The following is an 18,007-nucleotide window of genomic DNA, read 5'->3' on the forward strand; positions in this document are numbered from 1 at the left end:
TCTCAGACGGACTGGTCGATGAGGTGTGCGTCCCAGACGGCCGCCGCCTGCTCGTGGGAGTCGACTCCGGCGAAGAACGCCGCGGCCAGTTCGGACTGGTCCGACTCGTAGCGGTGGGGGACCGTGAGGAACTTGGGGCGGTAGACGGCGAAGCCCTGGAGTTGTGGCCGGTAGGGGATGGCCATCCTCATCGACTGCCGGGCCGGGAGATATTCGACGGCGTCGATGAGCAGTGCGTCGATCCGCCGCGCGTCGGAGCGCAGGTATCCGTCGGCGACGAGCACCGCGCGCGCCCAGTCCTGGCGGCCCGTCTTCAGCGCCTCTTGGCCGGCTTTCGCGGCGTCGGCGATGTCATCGAAGACGAGGCGGTCCATGGCACGATCGCCCTGCGTGTCCTCGTAGCCGAACATGGGGATGAGGTTCTCCCCGTCGGAGACGCTCCAGATGCCGTGGGCGGCGAGGAATCCGGCCATGCGGGCGATCTTGTGCATGGTCCGTCACCATACAGTTCCGCGGAGTCAGGTACCGATGAGACGGGTGACGGCGGAGCGTACGGCCGGGCCGGCGGTGGCGGGGTCGTCGAGGTCGCCGGCGACGGCGAGGCCGTCGCGGAGTGCGAGGAGCATCAGCGCGGTGCGCTCCGCGTCCGGGTGACCGGCGGTGACGAGCAGGTCCTTCAGCGTGTCCCGGAACCATCGGCGGAAATCGTCGACCACGCGGCGTACGGGATGTTCGGGGTCGGGGTACTCCGCCGCCGCGTTGATGAACGCGCAGCCCCGGAAGCCCGGCTTGCAGGTGATCTCGCCGATGGCCTCGAAGACGGACACGATCCGCTCTTCGGGAGTGGCGCCCTGCGGTATCACGCGTCGCCGGATGAGCTCGACCTGCTCTTCCAGGTAGGCGTGGACGAGGTCGTCCTTTGACGGGAAGTGGTGGTAGAAGGTCGCCTTCGCCACGCCCGCCTCGGCGATGATCCGGTCGATGCCGACCGCGTGGATGCCCTCGGCGTAGAACAGCGCGAGCGCGGTGTCGAGGACGCGGCGCCGGGCAGGGCTCTCGCGCCGCGGGGCGATGGTCGTCGGAGCCATGCGTTGACATTACCAGACAGACCTGTCTAGTCTGAGCTCCAACGAAGACAGACAGGTCTGTCTGGACAAGGAGTACGGGACATGAGCACGCTCTACACCGCCATCGCCACCGCGTCCGGCCGGGACGGCCGCGCGGTCAGCTCCGACAAGAAGCTCGACGTCACCCTGGCCCGCCCGGTCGAGATGGGCGGTGACGGGGAGGGCACCAACCCCGAGCAGCTGTTCGCCGCGGGCTACTCCGCGTGCTTCGCGAGCGCGCTGAACCTCGTCGCGGCCAGCAAGAAGATCGACGTCTCCGACGCCGCCGTCACCGCCGAGGTCGGGCTCGGGCCGAACGGCAAGGGCGGCTTCGCCCTCTCGGTCACGCTGCGCGTCGAGCTGCCCGACGGCATTCCCGCCGAGGCCGGCCGCGAGCTCGTCGAGGCCGCCCACCAGGTGTGCCCCTACTCCAACGCCACCCGCGGCAACATCCCGGTGCAGCTCGTCGTCGAGTAGGGCGCTCGATGCGTCATCCGGTCAGGAGCGCTCGGCGGGCTCGTCGCGGTGCAGGAAGCCGCGTATCCTCTTCGCCGCGCCGGTCACGTCGCCGACCGGGTGACGCATCTCGGCGTTCCGCCAGTCGAAGTAGTTGCCCGACTCGCTGACGAAGATGTACAGCGGCACGCCCGGCACGTCCGTCGTGACGGCCAGGCCGGGCAGCGACCGTCTCAGGTCCGACTCCACTCCGAGCCGGGCCAGTTCCTTGCTCAGCCTCTCGAGTAGCTCGATCTCCTCCTCGTGAGCGATCGCGTGTCGCATCGCCGCACCCCTTCCGCCTCGGACGGTCCGGAACCCGGGCCGTCACCCGGCTGTACGTGGAGAAGGGGACCGAAGGTTCACCGCTTCGGGCGGACCTTTTTCGACGGTTCGGTCGGTCAGAATCCGCCGTCCGCGGTGATCGCTCGTCCGTCGTGGTCGGAGGCCGTCACCGTGTACCGGTCACCGTGCGCGTCGTGCCCGTGCGGAGAGCGGGAGTACTGGGCGGCGAAGACGTGCGCGCCGGGCGGCACCGACCGGCCGGGCCGCAGCACCCACCGGTAGACGAGGGCTCCCCGCTCGTCGCCGACGGTGATGAGGAAGTCGTCGCTCGGCAGCGTCGACCACGTGCCCGTCGCCCGTACGCCCTCGGTGCGCGTCACCCGCACGGTGACCTGCAGCTTCGTGAGCGGGCGGTCGCCCGTGACGGTCACGTCCTCCTGCGCCCAGTACGGATTGCTGCCCGGGTCGAGCCGCGCGGCGACCGCCCCCGGTTTCGCCCGCCGGGGCGTCGAGGGAGGCGAGCTCGTCGCCCGCGCCGTGGACGACGGCCGGACGGTACGGGCCGCGGTCGGCGGCGCGGACGCCGACGGGGACGGCCGCTCCGTCTGCACGGAACGGTGTCCGGCCGGAACCGCCGAGGTGTCCGACCCTCCGGGCCGCCAGGTCACCACCGTCACCGCCACCACGGCGACACCGGCCGCGGCCATCGCGGTCGCGGCGATCGGCCGGAACCGGGCTCGGCGGACCCGGCGCGACCCGGTCGCGGCGTCCACGCGCGCCCACATGCGGGCGCGGTCCGGCTCGTGCGCGTCCGCCTCCTCGCGCAGCGCCGAACGCAGCCAGCCGGGAGGCTCGTTCATCGCAGCTCCCCCGCTCGCCCGGCCGGGTGGGCCGGCGGCGACCGCCACGCACCCAGGGCCTTCTCCAACTCCGCCACCCCCCGAGACGTCTGACTCTTGACCGTGCCGACCGAGACGCCCAGCACGCGGGCCGTCTCCTGCTCCGACAGGTCGAAGGCGTACCGCAGGACCACGCACGCGCGCTTGCGCATCGGGAGCCGCCGCAACGCCGCCCGTACGTCGAGGACGGCGGGGATGTCCGGATCGTCGGAACGATCGCGGAACATCGCCCCGAGCAGTCCGGTACGCGCGCGCTCCCGGACCAGAGTACGGACCCGGCTGGCGGCGAGGTTGACCACGATGCGGCGAACGTACGCCAGCGGCTGGTCGGCCTTGCGGACCCGGCTCCATCGGTGCCATGCCGCGACGAACGCGTCGGCGGTCAGGTCGTCGGCGGCGTCCGCGTCGCCGGTGAGCAGGTAGGCGAGGCGTGACAGCTCGCGGTGGTGGGCTTCGAAGAACTCGTGGAACTCTGCTGCGTCGTCCTCGGACTGCACGGCGCGCTCCCGGATACCTCGGCGGAGGTCCGCTCGTCGGCCTCGGCCGCGCCGAGATTAGCAGTGTTAATGAGCTTTTTTCGTAACACGGCAACCTTTGGCCCCTCCTGCGGCGACTACGCCTCGGACCGATGAATCGAAGGGACCACGGTGAAGAAGCTCCTCCTCATTCCCGGCGTACTCGTGGCCGGTGGCCTGCTGTACGCCATCCCGTCGTTCGGGCACGGATCCGTCGCCACGCCTCAGTCGGCCGACAGCCGCGCGGGAACGGAGGCGGCGGCGGACGGGGCCGCCGTGCAGGCGGCGCTGCCCGGCCTGACCACGACGAAGGTCACGCTCGCGGCCGGCCTGCCCTACCTCACGCCCGGATACAACGGGACCCCCACGTACTCGCGGGTCGCGACCGCCGTCGCTCCCGACGGCACCTTCCGCGTCGCCTGGACGGACGGAAAGTCGGTGCACGTCACCTCGCTGACCAAGGGCCTGAAGCGGTCGGGCGCCGACACCGTCGTCCCGAACGCCGCCGAGGTCGGCGGCCTGATCGCGCACAACGGCGGGTTCGCGCTGCTCACCCGCCGCCCGGACACGAACAAGTGGCACGAGACCGCCGCGTACCTGGTGCGCTACCAGGGCGGCAAGCAGAAGTTCGCGGCCAAGCTGACCGGCGCGAGCAGCCATGACACCTCCCCGACTCTGGGGAGCGCGCTGGCCTGGAACGGCACGAAGTACGGCGCGTACTTCATCGTGCACGGCGCGGGCGGCTTCGCCGACGGGCACTTCGGGGACAAGCTCGCGTACGTGACGAGCGCCGGGAAGCGGGCGTCGGGCGGCTGGTCCTGGGGGTGCAGCCACAACGAGGGCATCGCGCTGCTGCCGGAGAAGTCCGGGCCGTTCGCGTCGCTGTGCTTCGAGGACTGGCGGTCCGGGCTCTTCGTGAGCACCGGCATCGGAGCGCCGAACAACGCTCCCGTCCTGCAGCGCGAGCAGTGCTGGGCGGGCTACTGCGGCGGCGCGTTCGGCGGCTTCGTACGGTCGTCGGCGGGCCGGTACGCCGCGGTGTTCACCTCGCGCGGCGCCGCCTCGGCCAAGCCCTCCGGCGACGGCCGCGGCTACACCGTCAAGGCCAAGTGGGCGACGCACCAGGTGGCGATCCACTTCCTCAAGAACAAGTCCACGCCCACCGGCAAGACCGTCTACCTCACCGCGGACCCGAAGACCGACCACGTCAACGTGCACGCCGCCCCGTACGGGCCGAACCGGATCCTCGTGAGCTGGCAGAGCGTCGCGAACGCCTCCTGCAAGGCCGGCACCTGCACGGGCCGGTTCACCGGCACGCACCTGCGGCTGGCCGACTACTCCGGCACGTGGGTGAGCAAGGACACGGTCGTCAAGGCGCAGATCGCCGGCGACATCGCCGTCCTGCCGAACCACGACCTGGTCTGGGCGTCCGTCAACGCGGCCCCGAACTACGCGTCCCCGCTCGCCAAATCGCCCAGGTCCCGCACACTGACCGTCGCCCGCCTGAGCTACAAGGGCTGACCTCGTAGCACCGCGACGCCCTGGGACTCCAGCCCCAGGGCGTCCTCGTGCCGGGTGCCGGTGAGCAGGTCGACGCAGCCGCCGGGAACGGCGACGGTGACCGGCTCATCCGTGTGGTTGAGCAGGAACAGGTGATCGCCCCGGCGTACGGCCTCGACGCCGTCGGGCACGTCCGCGACGGGGCGCGCTCCGGCCGCGGACGTGGTGTCGAGGAGCAGTGCGCGGAGCCGCGCGTCGTCGAGCCGGGTGCCGATGTACGTCGCGGTGCCCCGGCCGTGCGCGTGGCGGGTGACGGCCGGGCACCGTCCGAACGGCCCGTCCTCGAAGGTGGCGAGTACTTCGGCGCCCTCGGCGCGCATGAGGTCCTGCCACTCCGCGGCCGTGCTCGCCGACCCGTCGGACCAGCGCAGCGTCAGCGTCTCCTCGACCTGCAGCGGGTTGAACTCCTCGATCCGTACGCCCAGGAGGTCCTGGAAGGCGTTCGGGCGGCGGATGTGGTCGTGCTCGTCGACGACGCCGCTGAAGTACGACATGACGAGGTGGCCGCCGTCCTCGACGAACCGGGTGAGGTTCGCCGCCGCGGCGTCCGTGACCGCGTAGAGGTTCGGCACGACGACGAGCCGGTAGCCGGACAGGTCGGCGTCGGGGGCGACCATGTCGACGGGGATGTTCGCGCGCCACAGCGGCCGGTAGTGCGCGAGCGCCTGGTCGTGGAAGGCCACGTCGGTGGAGGGGCGGCCGCGCAGCTCCAGCGCCCACCAGCTCGGCCAGTCCCAGACCATGGCGACGTCCGCGTCGACCCGCGAGCCGGCGACGGGCGCGAGGTCGCGCAGCTCGGCGCCGAGTTCACGGACCTCCCGCCAGATACGCGAGTCGGTCCCGGCGTGCGGCACCATCGCGGAGAAGAACTTCTCGGCCCCGAACCGCGACGCCCGCCACTGGAAGAACATCACCGAGTCCGACCCCCGGGCCACCGCCTGGTGCGACCGCAGCCGCAGCTGCCCCGGCGGGCGCGCGGAATTGCGGCGGCGGGAGTTCATCGGCCCGGTCGACGACTCCATCAGGATGAACGGCCGTCCGCCGCGCAGCGACCGCATCAGGTCGAAGTTCAGCGCGGCTCTGACCTGGCCGATCGGGTCGCGGGCGTCGGGGTAGGCGTCGAGCGCCACGACGTCCTCCTCGGCCGCCCACTTCCAGTAGTCGAGCAGCTTGTAGGAGGCCATGAAGTTGGTCGTGACCGGGACGTCCGGGGTGTGGCGCCGCAGGATGTCGCGTTCGGCGGTGAAGCACTCCAGCGACGCGTCGCCGTTGAACCGCCGGAAGTCCACCACCTGCGACGGGTTGGGATCTCCGAGCACCGGGCCGGGCGGGTTGATCTCGTCCCACGAGCCGTAGCGCTGGCCCCAGAATGCCGTGCCCCACGCGTCGTTGAGTGCGTCGAGGTCGCCGTACCGGTCGGCGAGCCAGCGGCGGAAGTGCGCCGCCGACACCGGGCAGTGGCAGCCGTCCACGCCCGGGAACTCGTTGTTGACGTGCCACAGCGCCAGCGCCGGGTGCTCGGCGTAGCGGGCGGCGAGCCGTTCGACCAGGGCGGCCGCGCCGGCGCGGTAGACCGGAGAGGAGGCGCAGTAGTGCTGGCGCGCGCCGAACGTCAGCCGGCTCCCGTCCTCCCGCATGGGCAGCACCTCTGGATGCGCGGCGATCATCCAGGCGGGCGGCGCGGCCGTCGGCGTGGCCAGGTCCACCGCGATGCCGTTCTCCGCCAGGAGGTCCAGGACGCGGTCGAGCCAGTCGAAGGTGTAGCGGCCGGGTTCGGGTTCCAGCGCCGACCAGGAGAAGACCCCGACGGTGACGAGGTTGACCCCGGCCTCGCGCATGAGGGCGGCATCCTCGGCCCAGGTCTTCTCGGGCCACTGCTCGGGGTTGTAGTCGCCGCCGTACGCGAGCCCGCCGAGGCGTTCCCGCAGCGCGTCGATCCTCGGCCCCTCCCTCCCGTCGCTCAGCACGAGGTCACCTCCGTCCGTACGGTCGGCCCGCCGTCGCTCAGCACGGGGTCACCTCCACGGGGACGGTCAGGACGCGGTCCGTCCCGAGCACGCGTACCGGGCCGGTCAGGGTGAACGATCCGTTCAGCGGCAGGTCCGCGCTGGACGCGCCGACCGCCACGTCGATCCGCCCGGGTTCGACAACGCGCCGCAGGTCGGCGCCGGTGAACCCGGTCCGGTCAGCGTGCACGGTGAACGCCACGCGGGCGGCCGCGCCCGGTTCGAGCCGTACCCGCGCCCACCCGGCGAGCCACCGCACCGGCCGTACGACCGAGGCGACCGGGTCGCCCAGGTACAGCTGCACCACTTCGGTGCCGGGGCGGTCGCCGGTGTTGCGCACCGTGGCGGTGACGCGGATCGTCCCGTCCGTCGGCGCCGAGGGATCCACCTCGAGAGCCTCGTACGAGAAGCGGGTCCAGGTCAGGCCGTGCCCGAAGGGGAACAAGGGGGTCGGGTCGATCGAGCTCCAGCGGGAGGGCCCGCCGGTCCGCGAGTGCAGGTACGTCGTGGGCTGGCCGCCCGGGCCGCGCGGCACGCTGACCGGCAGCCGCCCCGACGGCTCGACGCGACCCGACAGCACGCCGGCGACGGCGGGGCCGCCCTCCTCGCCGGGGAAGAACGCCTGCACGATCGCGGCGGCCCGGTCGACGATGTCGCCGAGCGCGTACGGGCGGCCGGAGAGCATCACGACGACGGTGGGCGTACCGGTGGCGAGCACCGCGTCGGCGAGCTCCGCCTGCCGTCCGGGCAGGGCGAGGGTCTCGGCGTCGCAGCCCTCGCCCGAGGTGCCCCGGCCGAACAGGTCCGCGCGGTCGCCGAGCGCGAGTACGCAGACCTCCGCCCGGCGGGCTGCGGCGACGGCGGCGGCGATGTCCGCGTCGTCGGCGACCTCGACGCCGTGGCCGGCCGCGAGGTCGATCTCCGCCTCCGGGAGCTCGGCACGGAGCGCCTCGGCGAGAGTCGGGATGTCCACGCCGAGCGGCATGTCGGGGAACCGGCCGGTCATGTGGTTGGGGAAGGAGTAGCAGCCCAGCATGGCCCGGGCTTCGTCGGCGAGCGGGCCGGTCACCGCGATCCGGTCGGCCCGCAGCGGCAGGACGCCGTCGTTGGCGAGCAGCACGACGGACTGCTCGGCGATCCGCCGGGCGAGCCGCCGGTGCCCGGGCGGGTCGAAGTCGAGCGGGTCATTGGGCTGCTCTCCGTCCGGCGACTCCGCGTACGGTGCGGTGCCTCCGCTGCCGTCCGGTGACTCCGAGGGCGGCGCGGACTCCGCCGCGCCGTCGAGCAGGCCGAGCTCGTACTTGAGCGTGAGGACGCGGGACACCGAGCGGTCCAGGTGCTCGACGGGGATCGCACCGCTTCGCACCATCTCGACCAGGGGCGCGCCGTAGCAGCGGACCGTGGGCAGCTCGACGTCGACGCCGGCCCGCAGGGCGAGGGCGGCCGCCTCGCCGGTGGAGCCGGCGACGCCGTGCCAGTCGTCCAGGAACGAGATCCCGAAGTAGTCGGACACGACGATGCCCGTGAAGCCGAGTTCGTCGCGGAGCAGGCCGGTGAGCAGCCGCTCGTCGGCGTGGGCCGGGATCCCGTCGACGTCGGAGTAGGACTGCATGACCGAGCGGGCCCCGCCCTCGCGGAGCGCGAGCACGAACGGTTCGAGGACGACGTCGGCGAGCTCACGGGGGCCCAGCGCGGCGGGGGCGTGGTTGCGGCCCGCCCGGGAAGAGGCGTAGCCGGCGAAATGCTTCAGCGTCGCGACGATCCCGGAACGTTCCAACCCGCGTACGTATGCCGTGCCGACGAGACCGACGAGATACGGGTCCTCCCCGATCGTCTCCTCGGTGCGGCCCCACCGGGGGTCCCGCGTCACGTCGAGGACGGGGGCGAGGCCCTGGTGGACGCCGACCCGCCGCATGCTGCCGCCGATGGCGGCGGCCATCTCCTCCACCAGGCCGGGGTCGAACGTCGCCCCCCAGGCCAGCGGGGACGGGAAGACCGTCGCCGAGAAGGCCATGAAGCCGGTCAGGCACTCCTCATGGGCGATGGCCGGAATGCCGAACCGGTTGCCGGCGGCGACCCGGGCCTGGAGCTCGCGCAGCCGTGCCGCGCCCTCCGCGGGGGGCACCGGCGCCGTGCCGAAGACACGGGTGAGCTGGCCGAGTCCGGCCGCCATGACCTCCTCGAGGGGCGGCGGCTCGCCGAAGTCGTCCGGGAGCGGGGCCACCTCCTCACCGGGCCGGGCGGACACCGTCCAGTACCCGACGAGCTGGGCGGCCTTCTCCTCAACGGTCATCCGGTCCAGCAGGTCGGCGACGCGCTCGGCGACCGGCAGCCGGGGGTCGCGCCAGGACCCGGCCGGTCGTGCGGCTCCGGTCTCGGCCATCTCTCGTGCGGCTCGCGTGTCGGCCATGTGTCGTGGGGCTCCCGTCTGCCGTTCGAAGGTCGTGTGGGCCGGGCGTGTCCCGTGGGCCTCGCGCTCCCACCGCATCGAGGCCCACGGGGCACGCGTCTAGGGGGGTGTGCGGTGGGTCTTGTTCGTAGCGAGCGGCGTCCAGAGTGCGCCTCGCAAGGCGGAGGAGGGAGGCAGCCTGGTGTTGGCTGCCGACCGACGACAACGCGGCGAGGCGTGCTCTGGACGCCGCGCAGCCGGACGTAGATCCACCGCACACCCCCTAGGCGCCGGGTGGCGGCGCGGTGGAGAGGCGGACGCGCAGCTCGGTGGCGAGCTCCACGCGGGGACTGACCAGCGGCTCGCCGTCGAGCTGCTGGAAGATGCTCCGTGCCGCGGTCCGCCCCATCTCCTCCAGCGGCTGGCGGACCGTCGTCAGAGGTGGGGAGAGCCACTGGCACAGCGGAAGGTCGTCGAACCCGACGACGCTGAGGTCGTCCGGCACGCGCAGGTCCGCCTGCCGGGCCGCCTCGTAGGTGCCCATGGCCTGCTCGTCGTTGCCGGCGAAGACGGCGGTCGGCGGGTCCTCCAGCGCGAGCAGGTCGCGCGTGGCGCGAAAGGCTCCTTCGTGCCGAAAACCGCCGTAGCGGATCAGCCGCCGGTCGACCTCGATCCCGGCGCGCTCCAGCGCGGTGCGGTAACCATCGATCCGCGCCTGCGTGCAGAGCATGTCCGGGGGGCCGCCGATCACCGCGATCCGCCGGTGCCCGAGTGAGATCAGGTGCTCGGTCGCCGCCCGGCCGCCCGCCCAGTCGGTGGTACCGACGCTCGCCAGGCCGGGGCCCGGCGGCTCGATCGGGTCGATGACGACGAGGCCCACGCCGGTGCGTTCGAGCTGTTCGCGCTGGTCCGGGGTCATGCGGCAGCTCACCATGATCACTCCGTCGCTGCCGTGCAGCGCGATGAGGGAGGTCCAGCTCGACGGCCGGGCGTCGTCGTCGCGGACGAGGGAGACGACCGTGCCGACGCCGCGCTCGGCGCACTCCGCCTCGACGCCGCGCAGGATCTCGACGGCCCAGGGGCTGTCCAGTCCGCCGATGACGACGTCGATGAGGCCGGACCGGCGCGCCCGCCGCCCGCCTGGGGCCAGGTAGTTGTGGGCCTTCAGCAGGTCGGTGATCCGCTCTCGGGTCGCCGGCGCGACGTCGGTGCGGCCGTTGAGGACCTTGGACACCGTCGCCGGGGAGACACCCGCCTCGGACGCGATGAAGGCGAGCGTGGGACGGGCGGTCGTGCCGCTCACTCGGCGGTCCATCGTCCGGCTTGACGTCTCACGTGCGCTCCTTCGCCGCTCGGCCGGTGTGAACGGTATCGCAAGTTTTCGAAGGTGCCTAGCCCCATTTAGCTCGGCAAATGCTGGCCTAAGAAAGATGTCCGCGAAGGGTTGACCGCTGTGAAGCGCTTTCTTAAGGTACGGCAGCAACCGGTTTATCGACATGTTTTCGAAACAGTAGCGACACGCCGTCGCAACGCCCGTCACTGCCGCACCCCACGCAAGGAGGACCGATGGGCGACACACCGCTCTCGCGCCGCACCTTCCTCTCGGCCGCCGGAGTCGCCGGGATCGCCGGCCTGGCCGGCCCCCTTCTCAGCGCCTGCGGAACGTCCGGGCCCACCGGGGGCAAGGGAGGCGGCAAGAACCTCCAGGTCTGGGTCCTGCAGGACGAGGGGCAGAACCCCATCCAGCAGGCGGCGATCGACGATTTCAACAAGACCTCGTCGACCAAGCTGAAGCTGGTGCCCACCGCCAGCTCCGGCAGCTCGGGCTACACCGACAAGCTCCGCATCGGCATGGGCTCGCCCAACCCGCCGGACCTGATCTTCAACTGGGGCACCGGCAGCATCCAGGACTACGCCCAGAGCGGCCGGCTCGTCGACCTCACCTCGCAGCTGAACAGCGACGCGACCTGGAAGAACTCCTTCCTGCAGTCGGTGCTCGACGCCGGGAAGGCCGACGGGAAGTACTACGGCATCCCGCTGCGCGGCATGCAGCCCGTGCTGGTCTTCTACAACAAGACGCTGTTCGCCCAGCACGGCCAGCAGCCCCCGGCGACCTACGACGACCTGCTCAAGCTCGTCACGTACTTCGACTCGAAGAAGATCCAGCCGTTCGCGCTCGGCCACGTCGACGCCTGGCCGAACCTCATGTGGCTGGAGTACCTCGTCGACCGCATCGGCGGGCCGACGGTCTTCGCGGGCATCCTCCAGAACGTCCTCGCCGGCAAGCCCGGCGGCTGGGGGCAGCCGGCGATGCTCGACTCCCTGCGGCGGATCCAGGACCTGGTCGACCGGCGGGCGTTCGGCACCAACTTCGCGTCGGTGAACTACGTCAACGACGGCGCCGGACTGCTGTTCGCCAAGGGCAAGGCCGCGATGCACCTGATGGGCACCTGGGAGGAGTCCAACCAGGTCGACAAGCACCCGGACTTCGCCAAGAAGGACCTCAGCTTCGCGCCGTTCCCCACGGTGGCCGGGGGCAAGGGCGACCCGAACAGCGTCGTCGGCAACCCCACCAACTACTTCTCCATCAGCAGCAAGTCCGCGGACGTCGCCGCCGCCACCGCCTTCCTCAAGAAGGAGATGGCCAACCCGATGTACGTCGACAAGCTGATCAAGGCGGGTGACGTGCCGGCCGTCAGCGGCCTGGAGTCGCGGCTGTCCGCCTCGCCCAATCCGGAGTTCGCCAAGTACGTCTACCAGATGGTGCAGAAGGCGCCGAGCTTCACGCTGTCCTGGGACCAGGCGCTGCCGCACCAGTTCACCGACCCGCTGCACAGCAACCTGCAAAAGGTCTTCCTCAAGAAGATGACACCCGAGCAGTTCGTCCAGGCCATGGACGCGGTCAAGTGACCGCGGCGCGCGCCGCCGTCGCGGGTACGGACCGGGCGGCGCGGCCGGGTGTGCTGTGGATCGTCCCCGCCGCGCTGTTCTTCGGAATCTTCGCCGGGGTGCCCCTGCTCCTGACCGCCGTCCTGTCCTTCACCCAGTGGAACGGTCTCGGCACACCCAAGTTCAACGGCCTGGCCAACTGGCACCGGATGCTGTCGGACGACGCGGTCTGGGAGTCCCTGCGGATCAGCCTGGTCTTCATGGTGCTGTGCTGGCTGGTGCAGACCCCGCTGTCCCTGCTGCTCGGCGTCTGGGCGGCGGGCCGGGAGCTGAACCGCGCGGTGCTGTCGTCGATCTTCTTCCTGCCGCTGCTGATGTCGACCGCCGCGATCGCCATCACCTGGCGGGTGCTGCTCGACCCGAACTTCGGGCTCGCCGCGACGATCGGCCCGTACATCGGCTTCCCGGACGGGAACATCGTGGGCAGCCAGCGCGGGGCCGTGGCGGCCATCGTCGTCGTCATCGCCTGGCAGTTCGTGCCGTTCCACACACTGCTGTACCAGGGCGCGGCGCGGCAGATCCCGCAGGTGCTGTACGACGCGGCGCTCATCGACGGCGCGAGCCGCGTCCGGCAGTTCTGGCACATCACGCTGCCGCAGCTCAGGCACACGATCGTCACGTCGTCGGTGCTGATGCTGGTCGGGTCGCTGACCTACTTCGAGACCATCCTGATCGTCACCAACGGTGGGCCGGGCACCGCCACGATGGTCCTGCCGCAGCGCATGTACCTCAGCGGCTTCCAGAGCTTCCAGATGGGGTACGCGAGCGTGATCGCGCTGGTCCTGGCCGCGCTCGGCACGGCGCTGTCGCTGCTCATCGTCCGCTTCTCCGGTTTCGGGAAGATGCGCAGCACGCTGGAGGGGATCTGACGCCATGGCGGTACTCCGGCAAGAGAGGCCCGTGCCGGTCGCGTCCGGCCGGCACCGCGGCCGTACGGGGCGGCGCCTGCGGCGGCCGAACTGGGCGGCCGGGGCGGCGGCCCTGGTGTGGCTCGTGTTCGTGGGCGTGCCGATCTACATCATGGTCAAGGACAGCTTCCAACCGAATGACGCCTACCTCGACGGCGGCCCGCTGTCCCCGCCGCACAGCCTGACCCTCGGCAACTTCGGCGAGGTCTTCGACAGCGGATACGCCCGCTACCTGGTCAACACGGCGGTCGTCACGGTGGCGAGTGTCGCGCTGACCGCGCTGCTCGCCTTCCCCGCCGCGTACGCGATCGTGCGGTCGCGCAGCCGGATCGTCTCCGCGACCTTCCGGATCTTCCTGGCCGGCCTCGCGGTCCCCGCGCAGGCCACGATCATCCCCGTCTACCTGATGATCACCCGGATGCACCTGTACGACTCGCCGACCGCGATCATTCTGCCGACCGTGGCGTTCGGGCTGCCGCTCAGCGTGCTGGTGCTGTCGTCGGCGCTGCGCGACGTGCCCCGCGAGCTGTACGAGGCGATGACGATCGACGGCGGCGGGGCGCTCCGGCTGATGTGGAGTCTCGCGCTGCCGCTCAGCCGGGCGTCGCTCACCACGATCTCGGTCTACAGCGCGCTCAACGCCTGGAACGGCTTCCTGTTCCCCCTCATCCTCACCCAGTCCCCCGAGCAGCGCGTCCAGACGCTGGGCCTGTGGAACTTCCAGAACGAGTTCGGCTCCAAAGTGCCCGACCTGATGGCCGCCGTGATGCTCTCGGCCCTCCCCATCTTCGTCGTCTACCTGTTCGCGCGTCGTTGGCTCATCGCCGGCCTGGCCGGCGTGGGCGGAAAGTAGCTCTTCCCTCATGCGCAGATCGCTTGCCCTCGCCCTCACCGTGGCGACCGCGTGCTCCCTCGCCCTCCCGGCGAGCGCCCAGGACGCGCCGCCGAGCCGCGTCGACTTCCGTACGAAGCTGCAGCCGATCGACGGATTCGGGTTCTCCGAGGCGTTCCAGCGGGCCGCCGTCATCCACGGGTTGCAGGGGCTCTCCGCGGCCAAGCAGAAAGAGGTCGTCGACCTGCTGTTCGGGCGGAGGACCGGCGCGGGCGCGTCCATCCTGCGGCTCGGCATCGGCTCGTCCGCCGACAACGTGTACGACCACATGCACTCGATCGAGCCGGCCGACCCGGGCGGTCCGGACGCGCCGCCGAAGTACGTCTGGGACGGAAACGACGGCGGTCAGGTCTGGCTCGCGAAGCAGGCCAGGTCGTACGGGGTGAAGCGGTTCTACGCGGACGCCTGGAGCGCTCCCGGCTTCATGAAGGACAACGGCACCGACGCGAACGGCGGCACCCTCTGCGGCCTGCAAGGCACGAACTGCGCGAGCGGCGACTGGCGGAAGGCGTATGCGAAGTACCTCGTCCAGTACGCCGAGTTCTACCGGAAGGAGGGCATCCGCCTCACCGACCTGGGCTTCACCAACGAGCCGGACATCACCGTCTCGTACGCCTCGATGCGGTTCACCCCCGCGCAGGCCGTGGAGTTCGTCAAGGTGCTCGGCCCGCTCGCCAAGAAGGCCGGCGTGAACCTGTCCTGCTGCGACCACACCGGCTGGGACGGCCAGAAGGAGTACACCAAGGCCATCGAGGCGGACCCGCAGGCCGCCAAGTGGGTCACGACCATCACCGGCCACGCCTACTCCAGCCCGGTGACCTCCCCGCAGCCGACCCGGCGGCACGCCTGGCTGTCGGAGTGGGGCCCCGGCGGCAACACCTGGAACGAGAACTGGGACGACGGCAGCGAGTACTCCGGCTTCGCGATCGCGGAGAACATCCACCGGACCATGACGGACGGCGACGCCAGCGCGTACGTCTACTGGCTCGCCGCCTCCGTCGGGGCGACCCGCGCGCTGATCCAGGTCGACGGCGACGCGTACCACGTGTCCAAGCGCTTCTGGGCGTTCGCGGCGTACAGCCGGTTCATCCGGCCGGGCGCGACCCGGGTGGCCGTCACCGCGTCCGACCCGGCGCTGAAGATCTCGGCCTACCGCAACGCCGACGGCACGAAGGTCGTCGAGATCCTCAACACCGGAACCGCCAAGACCAGCACGGACCTGAGCCTCGACTCGGGCGCCGGGCGCGCGCAGGCGTACCTCACCGACCAGGACCACTCGGTGTCGCCGGTGACCGGCGCGCGCACCCACGGCCGTGACCTGTCGGTGGACCTCGCGCCCCGCGCGCTGACCACGGTCGTCCTCAAGTGATCCGGGCCGCGATCGTCGGCACCGGAGGGATCGCGGGCATCTGTCACGTCCCCGCGCTGCGGGCGGAGGCGCACCGCGCCGAGATCGTCGCCGCCGTGGACATCGATCCCGTCCGAGTGAAGGACTTCTGCACCGAGCACGGCATCCCCGCCGCGTACACCGACCTGGAGGAGATGCTCGCGGCGACGACCCCCGATCTGGTGCACGTCTGCACGCCGCCGCACCTGCACGCCGCGCAGGTCGCGGCCTGCCTGCGGGCGGGCGCGTGGGTGCTGTGCGAGAAGCCGCCGTGCCTCTCGCTCGCCGAGTACGACGCGATGGTCACCGCCGAGCGCGACGGCGGCCCGTACGCGGCGGTCGTCTACCAGCACCGGTTCGGCTCCGGCGCCCGTCACCTGCGCCGCCTCATCGCCGAGGGCGAGCTGGGCCGGCCGCTCGTCGCGGTGTGCCTGACGACCTGGTACCGCGACCACGCGTACTTCGACGTGCCGTGGCGCGGCCGGTGGGACACCGAGGGCGGCGGGCCGACCATGGGCCACGGCATCCACCAGATGGACCTGCTGCTGGCCACGCTCGGCGACTGGGCCGAGGTGCGCGCCATGGCCGGACGGCTCGACCGGGACATCGAGACCGAGGACGTGTCCCTGGCGTCCGTGCGGTTCGAGAACGGCGCGCTGGCGTCGATCGTCAACAGCGTGCTGTCGCCGCGCGAGGAGAGCCGCCTGCGGTTCGACCTCACCGACGCGACCGTCGAACTGTCGCACCTGTACGGCTACGAGAACACGGACTGGACGTACACCCCGGCCCCGCAAGTCACCGACGAGGCGCGCATCGCCGGCTGGCGGACGCCCGAGACCGATGTCCCGAGCTCGCACACCGCGCTGCTGGCCGACCTGCTCGACGCGTACGAGCGCGGCGAACGCCCGGAGACCAGCGGCGCGGGCGGCCGGCAGACCCTGGAGCTCATCGCCGCGCTCTACAAGTCGGCGCTCACCGGCCGCCCCGTACACCGGGGCGAGATCGACGAGACGGACCCCTTCTACCGGGAGATGAACGGCGGGATGCAGCTGTGAGGATCGAGCACGTCGGCGACCACACCCTGACCGTGCACGAGCGGGGCGTGGAGCTCTTCCAGTACGTCTACCGGCCGGACATGCCGCCCTTCGAGGGGCCGAAGCCGTACCTGCACCCGGTCCGCACGCTCGCCGGAGACGTCGTCACCGCGTACCGGCCGCACGACCACCGCTGGCACAAGGGCGTCCAGATGACCGTGTCGCACCTGTCCGGCGAGAACTTCTGGGGCGGCGGCAGCTACGTCCGCGACCAGGGCTACGTCGACCTGCCGAACATCGGCGTCATGCGGCACGAGGAGTTCACCGAGGCCGACGGCGGGCGGATCGCCGAGCGGCTCACCTGGCACACCCAGGCGGGCGAGCACTGGGTGTACGAACTGCGCGAACTCACCGTCCGCGACGTCGAGGACGACTCGTGGGCCCTGGAGTTCGCCACGACACTGACCAACGTACGGGGGGAGGCGCTCGTCTTCGGCAGCCCCACGACGAACGGCCGCCCGGCCGCCGGGTACAGCGGCCTGTTCTGGCGAGGCCCGCGTGCCTTCACCGACGGGGAGATCGTCGCCGCGGAGGGGCAGGGCGGGCCGGAGATGATGGGCCGGCCCGCGGCCTGGCTCGCGTACGTCGGCCGGCACGACGAGGTCGACCGCGCCTCCACGCTGATGTTCTTCGACGACCCTGAGTACGGCAGCGACTGGTTCGTCCGGAACACGCCGTTCCCGGCGGTCAACCCGTCGCTCGCGTTCGCCGAGGAGTTCGCGCTGCCACCGGGCGAGACGCTGGGCGTGCGGTACCGGATCGTCGTCGCCGACGGCGCGTGGGACCGGGCGCGCCTGGACGCCTACGCGAAGGACCACCCGTGGTGAGCCCGCTGCCCGGCGCCGTCGGAGTCTCCGGCCTGCGCGTCTACGACTGGCCGACCGCCGACGGGCTGTGCGGCGGCTCCCCGCACGTCCACCTGACGTGCGCGGAGGCGTACGTCGTGGTGGCGGGCGAGGGCAGCGTGCAGACGCTGACCGGCGACGGGTTCGCCGAGACCCCGCTGCGGCCGGGGACGGTCGCCTGGTTCACGCCCGGGACGATCCACCGGCTTGTGAACGGCGACGGCGGCCTGCACGTCGTCGTCATCATGCAGAACAGCGGCCTGCCCGAGGCCGGCGACGCCGTCTTCACCTTCCCGCCGGAGATCCTCGCCGACCCGGAGGCGTACGGGTGGGCCGCCGCGCTGCGTCCCGATCCGGAGGCCGCGGCGCGACGCCGCCGCGACCTGGCCCTCGAGGGCTTCGCCGTGCTGCGCGAGCGGCTGTCCGGCGGCGATCCGACGGCGCTGCACGACTTCTACCGCTCCGCCGTACGGCTCAAGGAGGGGCTGTTCGGCGAGTGGGAGGAACGCTGGCGGGCCGGCGCGCTGGCCGAGGCCGAGCGGACCGGCGAGCACCTGAGCCGCCTCCGGGACGGCGACATCGGCCACCTGACGGAGGCGGCGGTCCACCGGCTGGAGCCGCCGCCCGAGCGCACGTTCGGCATGTGCGGCCGCCTCGACACCTACCCGCTCGGCTGA

17 protein-coding genes are annotated in these 18,007 nt (G+C 71.6%); 9 read left to right on the forward strand and 8 right to left on the reverse strand.

Annotated features, from left to right (window positions below; all coding sequences use genetic code 11):
* Positions 1-2: 2 nt before the first annotated feature.
* Positions 3-491 (reverse strand): hypothetical protein, encoded by a 489-nt coding sequence (locus ACQP2O_RS01780; protein ID WP_433179393.1) that lies wholly within the window; start codon positions 489-491, stop codon positions 3-5.
* 27 nt (positions 492-518) lie between these two features.
* Entirely contained in the window at positions 519-1,088 is a 570-nt protein-coding gene (locus ACQP2O_RS01785) for a TetR/AcrR family transcriptional regulator (RefSeq protein WP_433179395.1), read from the reverse strand.
* 81 nt (positions 1,089-1,169) lie between these two features.
* Here ACQP2O_RS01785 and ACQP2O_RS01790 point away from each other — a divergent pair, with 81 nt between their 5' ends.
* Positions 1,170-1,583, forward strand: coding sequence for an organic hydroperoxide resistance protein (locus tag ACQP2O_RS01790; protein ID WP_433179396.1), 414 nt, complete (start codon positions 1,170-1,172; stop codon positions 1,581-1,583).
* Positions 1,584-1,604: 21 nt separating this feature from the next.
* Here ACQP2O_RS01790 and ACQP2O_RS01795 read toward each other — a convergent pair whose 3' ends face one another.
* From ACQP2O_RS01795 to ACQP2O_RS01805, 3 genes are all read right to left on the reverse strand, one after another.
* On the reverse strand, positions 1,605-1,886 hold the full coding sequence (locus tag ACQP2O_RS01795; RefSeq protein ID WP_433179397.1) for a hypothetical protein: 282 nt from the start codon (positions 1,884-1,886) through the stop codon (positions 1,605-1,607).
* Between the two features lie 116 nt (positions 1,887-2,002).
* Positions 2,003-2,746, reverse strand: coding sequence for a hypothetical protein (locus ACQP2O_RS01800; protein WP_433179398.1), 744 nt, complete (start codon positions 2,744-2,746; stop codon positions 2,003-2,005).
* Positions 2,743-3,282, reverse strand: a complete 540-nt coding sequence (locus ACQP2O_RS01805; RefSeq protein ID WP_433179400.1) for a SigE family RNA polymerase sigma factor — start codon at positions 3,280-3,282, stop codon at positions 2,743-2,745. Before ACQP2O_RS01805 ends, ACQP2O_RS01800 begins: the two co-directional genes overlap by 4 nt.
* Positions 3,283-3,432: 150 nt before the next feature.
* Here ACQP2O_RS01805 and ACQP2O_RS01810 point away from each other — a divergent pair, with 150 nt between their 5' ends.
* Complete coding sequence (locus tag ACQP2O_RS01810) at positions 3,433-4,821, forward strand: hypothetical protein (protein WP_433179401.1); 1,389 nt, start codon at positions 3,433-3,435, stop codon at positions 4,819-4,821.
* Here ACQP2O_RS01810 and ACQP2O_RS01815 read toward each other — a convergent pair.
* The 3 genes from ACQP2O_RS01815 to ACQP2O_RS01825 form a co-directional block, all read right to left on the reverse strand.
* Positions 4,809-6,827, reverse strand: a complete 2,019-nt coding sequence (locus ACQP2O_RS01815) for a beta-galactosidase (protein WP_433179402.1) — start codon at positions 6,825-6,827, stop codon at positions 4,809-4,811. The genes ACQP2O_RS01810 and ACQP2O_RS01815 overlap by 13 nt on opposite strands.
* Before the next feature lie 37 nt (positions 6,828-6,864).
* A complete protein-coding gene (locus tag ACQP2O_RS01820; protein ID WP_433179403.1) occupies positions 6,865-9,276 on the reverse strand; it encodes a glycoside hydrolase family 3 N-terminal domain-containing protein in 2,412 nt (803 codons plus the stop codon).
* Between the two features lie 262 nt (positions 9,277-9,538).
* Positions 9,539-10,558 (reverse strand): LacI family DNA-binding transcriptional regulator, encoded by a 1,020-nt coding sequence (locus ACQP2O_RS01825; protein ID WP_433179405.1) that lies wholly within the window; start codon positions 10,556-10,558, stop codon positions 9,539-9,541.
* A gap of 263 nt (positions 10,559-10,821) precedes the next feature.
* Between ACQP2O_RS01825 and ACQP2O_RS01830 the strand changes: the two genes are divergently transcribed.
* Genes ACQP2O_RS01830 through ACQP2O_RS01860 form a run of 7 tightly spaced genes read left to right on the forward strand, consistent with a single transcriptional unit; the run spans position 10,822 to position 18,007 of the window.
* Positions 10,822-12,165, forward strand: coding sequence for an ABC transporter substrate-binding protein (locus tag ACQP2O_RS01830; protein WP_433179406.1), 1,344 nt, complete (start codon positions 10,822-10,824; stop codon positions 12,163-12,165).
* A complete protein-coding gene (locus tag ACQP2O_RS01835) occupies positions 12,162-13,073 on the forward strand; it encodes a carbohydrate ABC transporter permease (RefSeq protein WP_433179408.1) in 912 nt (303 codons plus the stop codon). Before ACQP2O_RS01830 ends, ACQP2O_RS01835 begins: the two co-directional genes overlap by 4 nt.
* A 31-nt stretch (positions 13,074-13,104) precedes the next feature.
* Positions 13,105-13,965, forward strand: coding sequence for a carbohydrate ABC transporter permease (locus ACQP2O_RS01840; protein WP_433179409.1), 861 nt, complete (start codon positions 13,105-13,107; stop codon positions 13,963-13,965).
* A 10-nt stretch (positions 13,966-13,975) separates the two neighbouring features.
* Positions 13,976-15,373, forward strand: a complete 1,398-nt coding sequence (locus ACQP2O_RS01845; RefSeq protein ID WP_433179410.1) for a glycoside hydrolase family 30 protein — start codon at positions 13,976-13,978, stop codon at positions 15,371-15,373.
* The gene (locus tag ACQP2O_RS01850; protein ID WP_433190908.1) at positions 15,373-16,446 is read left to right on the forward strand and encodes a Gfo/Idh/MocA family protein; all 1,074 of its coding nucleotides are present in this window, start codon (positions 15,373-15,375) and stop codon (positions 16,444-16,446) included. The genes ACQP2O_RS01845 and ACQP2O_RS01850 overlap by 1 nt, the downstream gene beginning before the upstream one ends.
* Complete coding sequence (locus tag ACQP2O_RS01855; protein WP_433179411.1) at positions 16,443-17,312, forward strand: PmoA family protein; 870 nt, start codon at positions 16,443-16,445, stop codon at positions 17,310-17,312. Before ACQP2O_RS01850 ends, ACQP2O_RS01855 begins: the two co-directional genes overlap by 4 nt.
* Positions 17,306-18,007: a cupin domain-containing protein gene (locus ACQP2O_RS01860; protein WP_433179412.1), complete on the forward strand. Its 702-nt coding sequence runs from the start codon at positions 17,306-17,308 to the stop codon at positions 18,005-18,007. The genes ACQP2O_RS01855 and ACQP2O_RS01860 overlap by 7 nt, the downstream gene beginning before the upstream one ends.

Source organism: Actinoallomurus sp. CA-150999, assembly GCF_050942425.1.
In the GTDB taxonomy this organism is placed as follows: Bacteria; Actinomycetota; Actinomycetes; order Streptosporangiales; family Streptosporangiaceae; genus Actinoallomurus.

Excerpts from the sequence above, each read along its gene's own strand:
- ACQP2O_RS01780 (WP_433179393.1), bottom strand. The coding sequence starts at position 491 with ATGCACAAGATCGCCCGCATGGCCGGATTCCTCGCCGCCCACGGCATC.
- ACQP2O_RS01785 (WP_433179395.1), bottom strand. The coding sequence starts at position 1,088 with ATGGCTCCGACGACCATCGCCCCGCGGCGCGAGAGCCCTGCCCGGCGC.
- ACQP2O_RS01790 (WP_433179396.1), top strand. The coding sequence starts at position 1,170 with ATGAGCACGCTCTACACCGCCATCGCCACCGCGTCCGGCCGGGACGGC.
- ACQP2O_RS01795 (WP_433179397.1), bottom strand. The coding sequence starts at position 1,886 with ATGCGACACGCGATCGCTCACGAGGAGGAGATCGAGCTACTCGAGAGG.
- ACQP2O_RS01800 (WP_433179398.1), bottom strand. The coding sequence starts at position 2,746 with ATGAACGAGCCTCCCGGCTGGCTGCGTTCGGCGCTGCGCGAGGAGGCG.
- ACQP2O_RS01820 (WP_433179403.1), bottom strand. The coding sequence starts at position 9,276 with ATGGCCGACACGCGAGCCGCACGAGAGATGGCCGAGACCGGAGCCGCA.
- ACQP2O_RS01830 (WP_433179406.1), top strand. The coding sequence starts at position 10,822 with ATGGGCGACACACCGCTCTCGCGCCGCACCTTCCTCTCGGCCGCCGGA.
- ACQP2O_RS01845 (WP_433179410.1), top strand. The coding sequence starts at position 13,976 with ATGCGCAGATCGCTTGCCCTCGCCCTCACCGTGGCGACCGCGTGCTCC.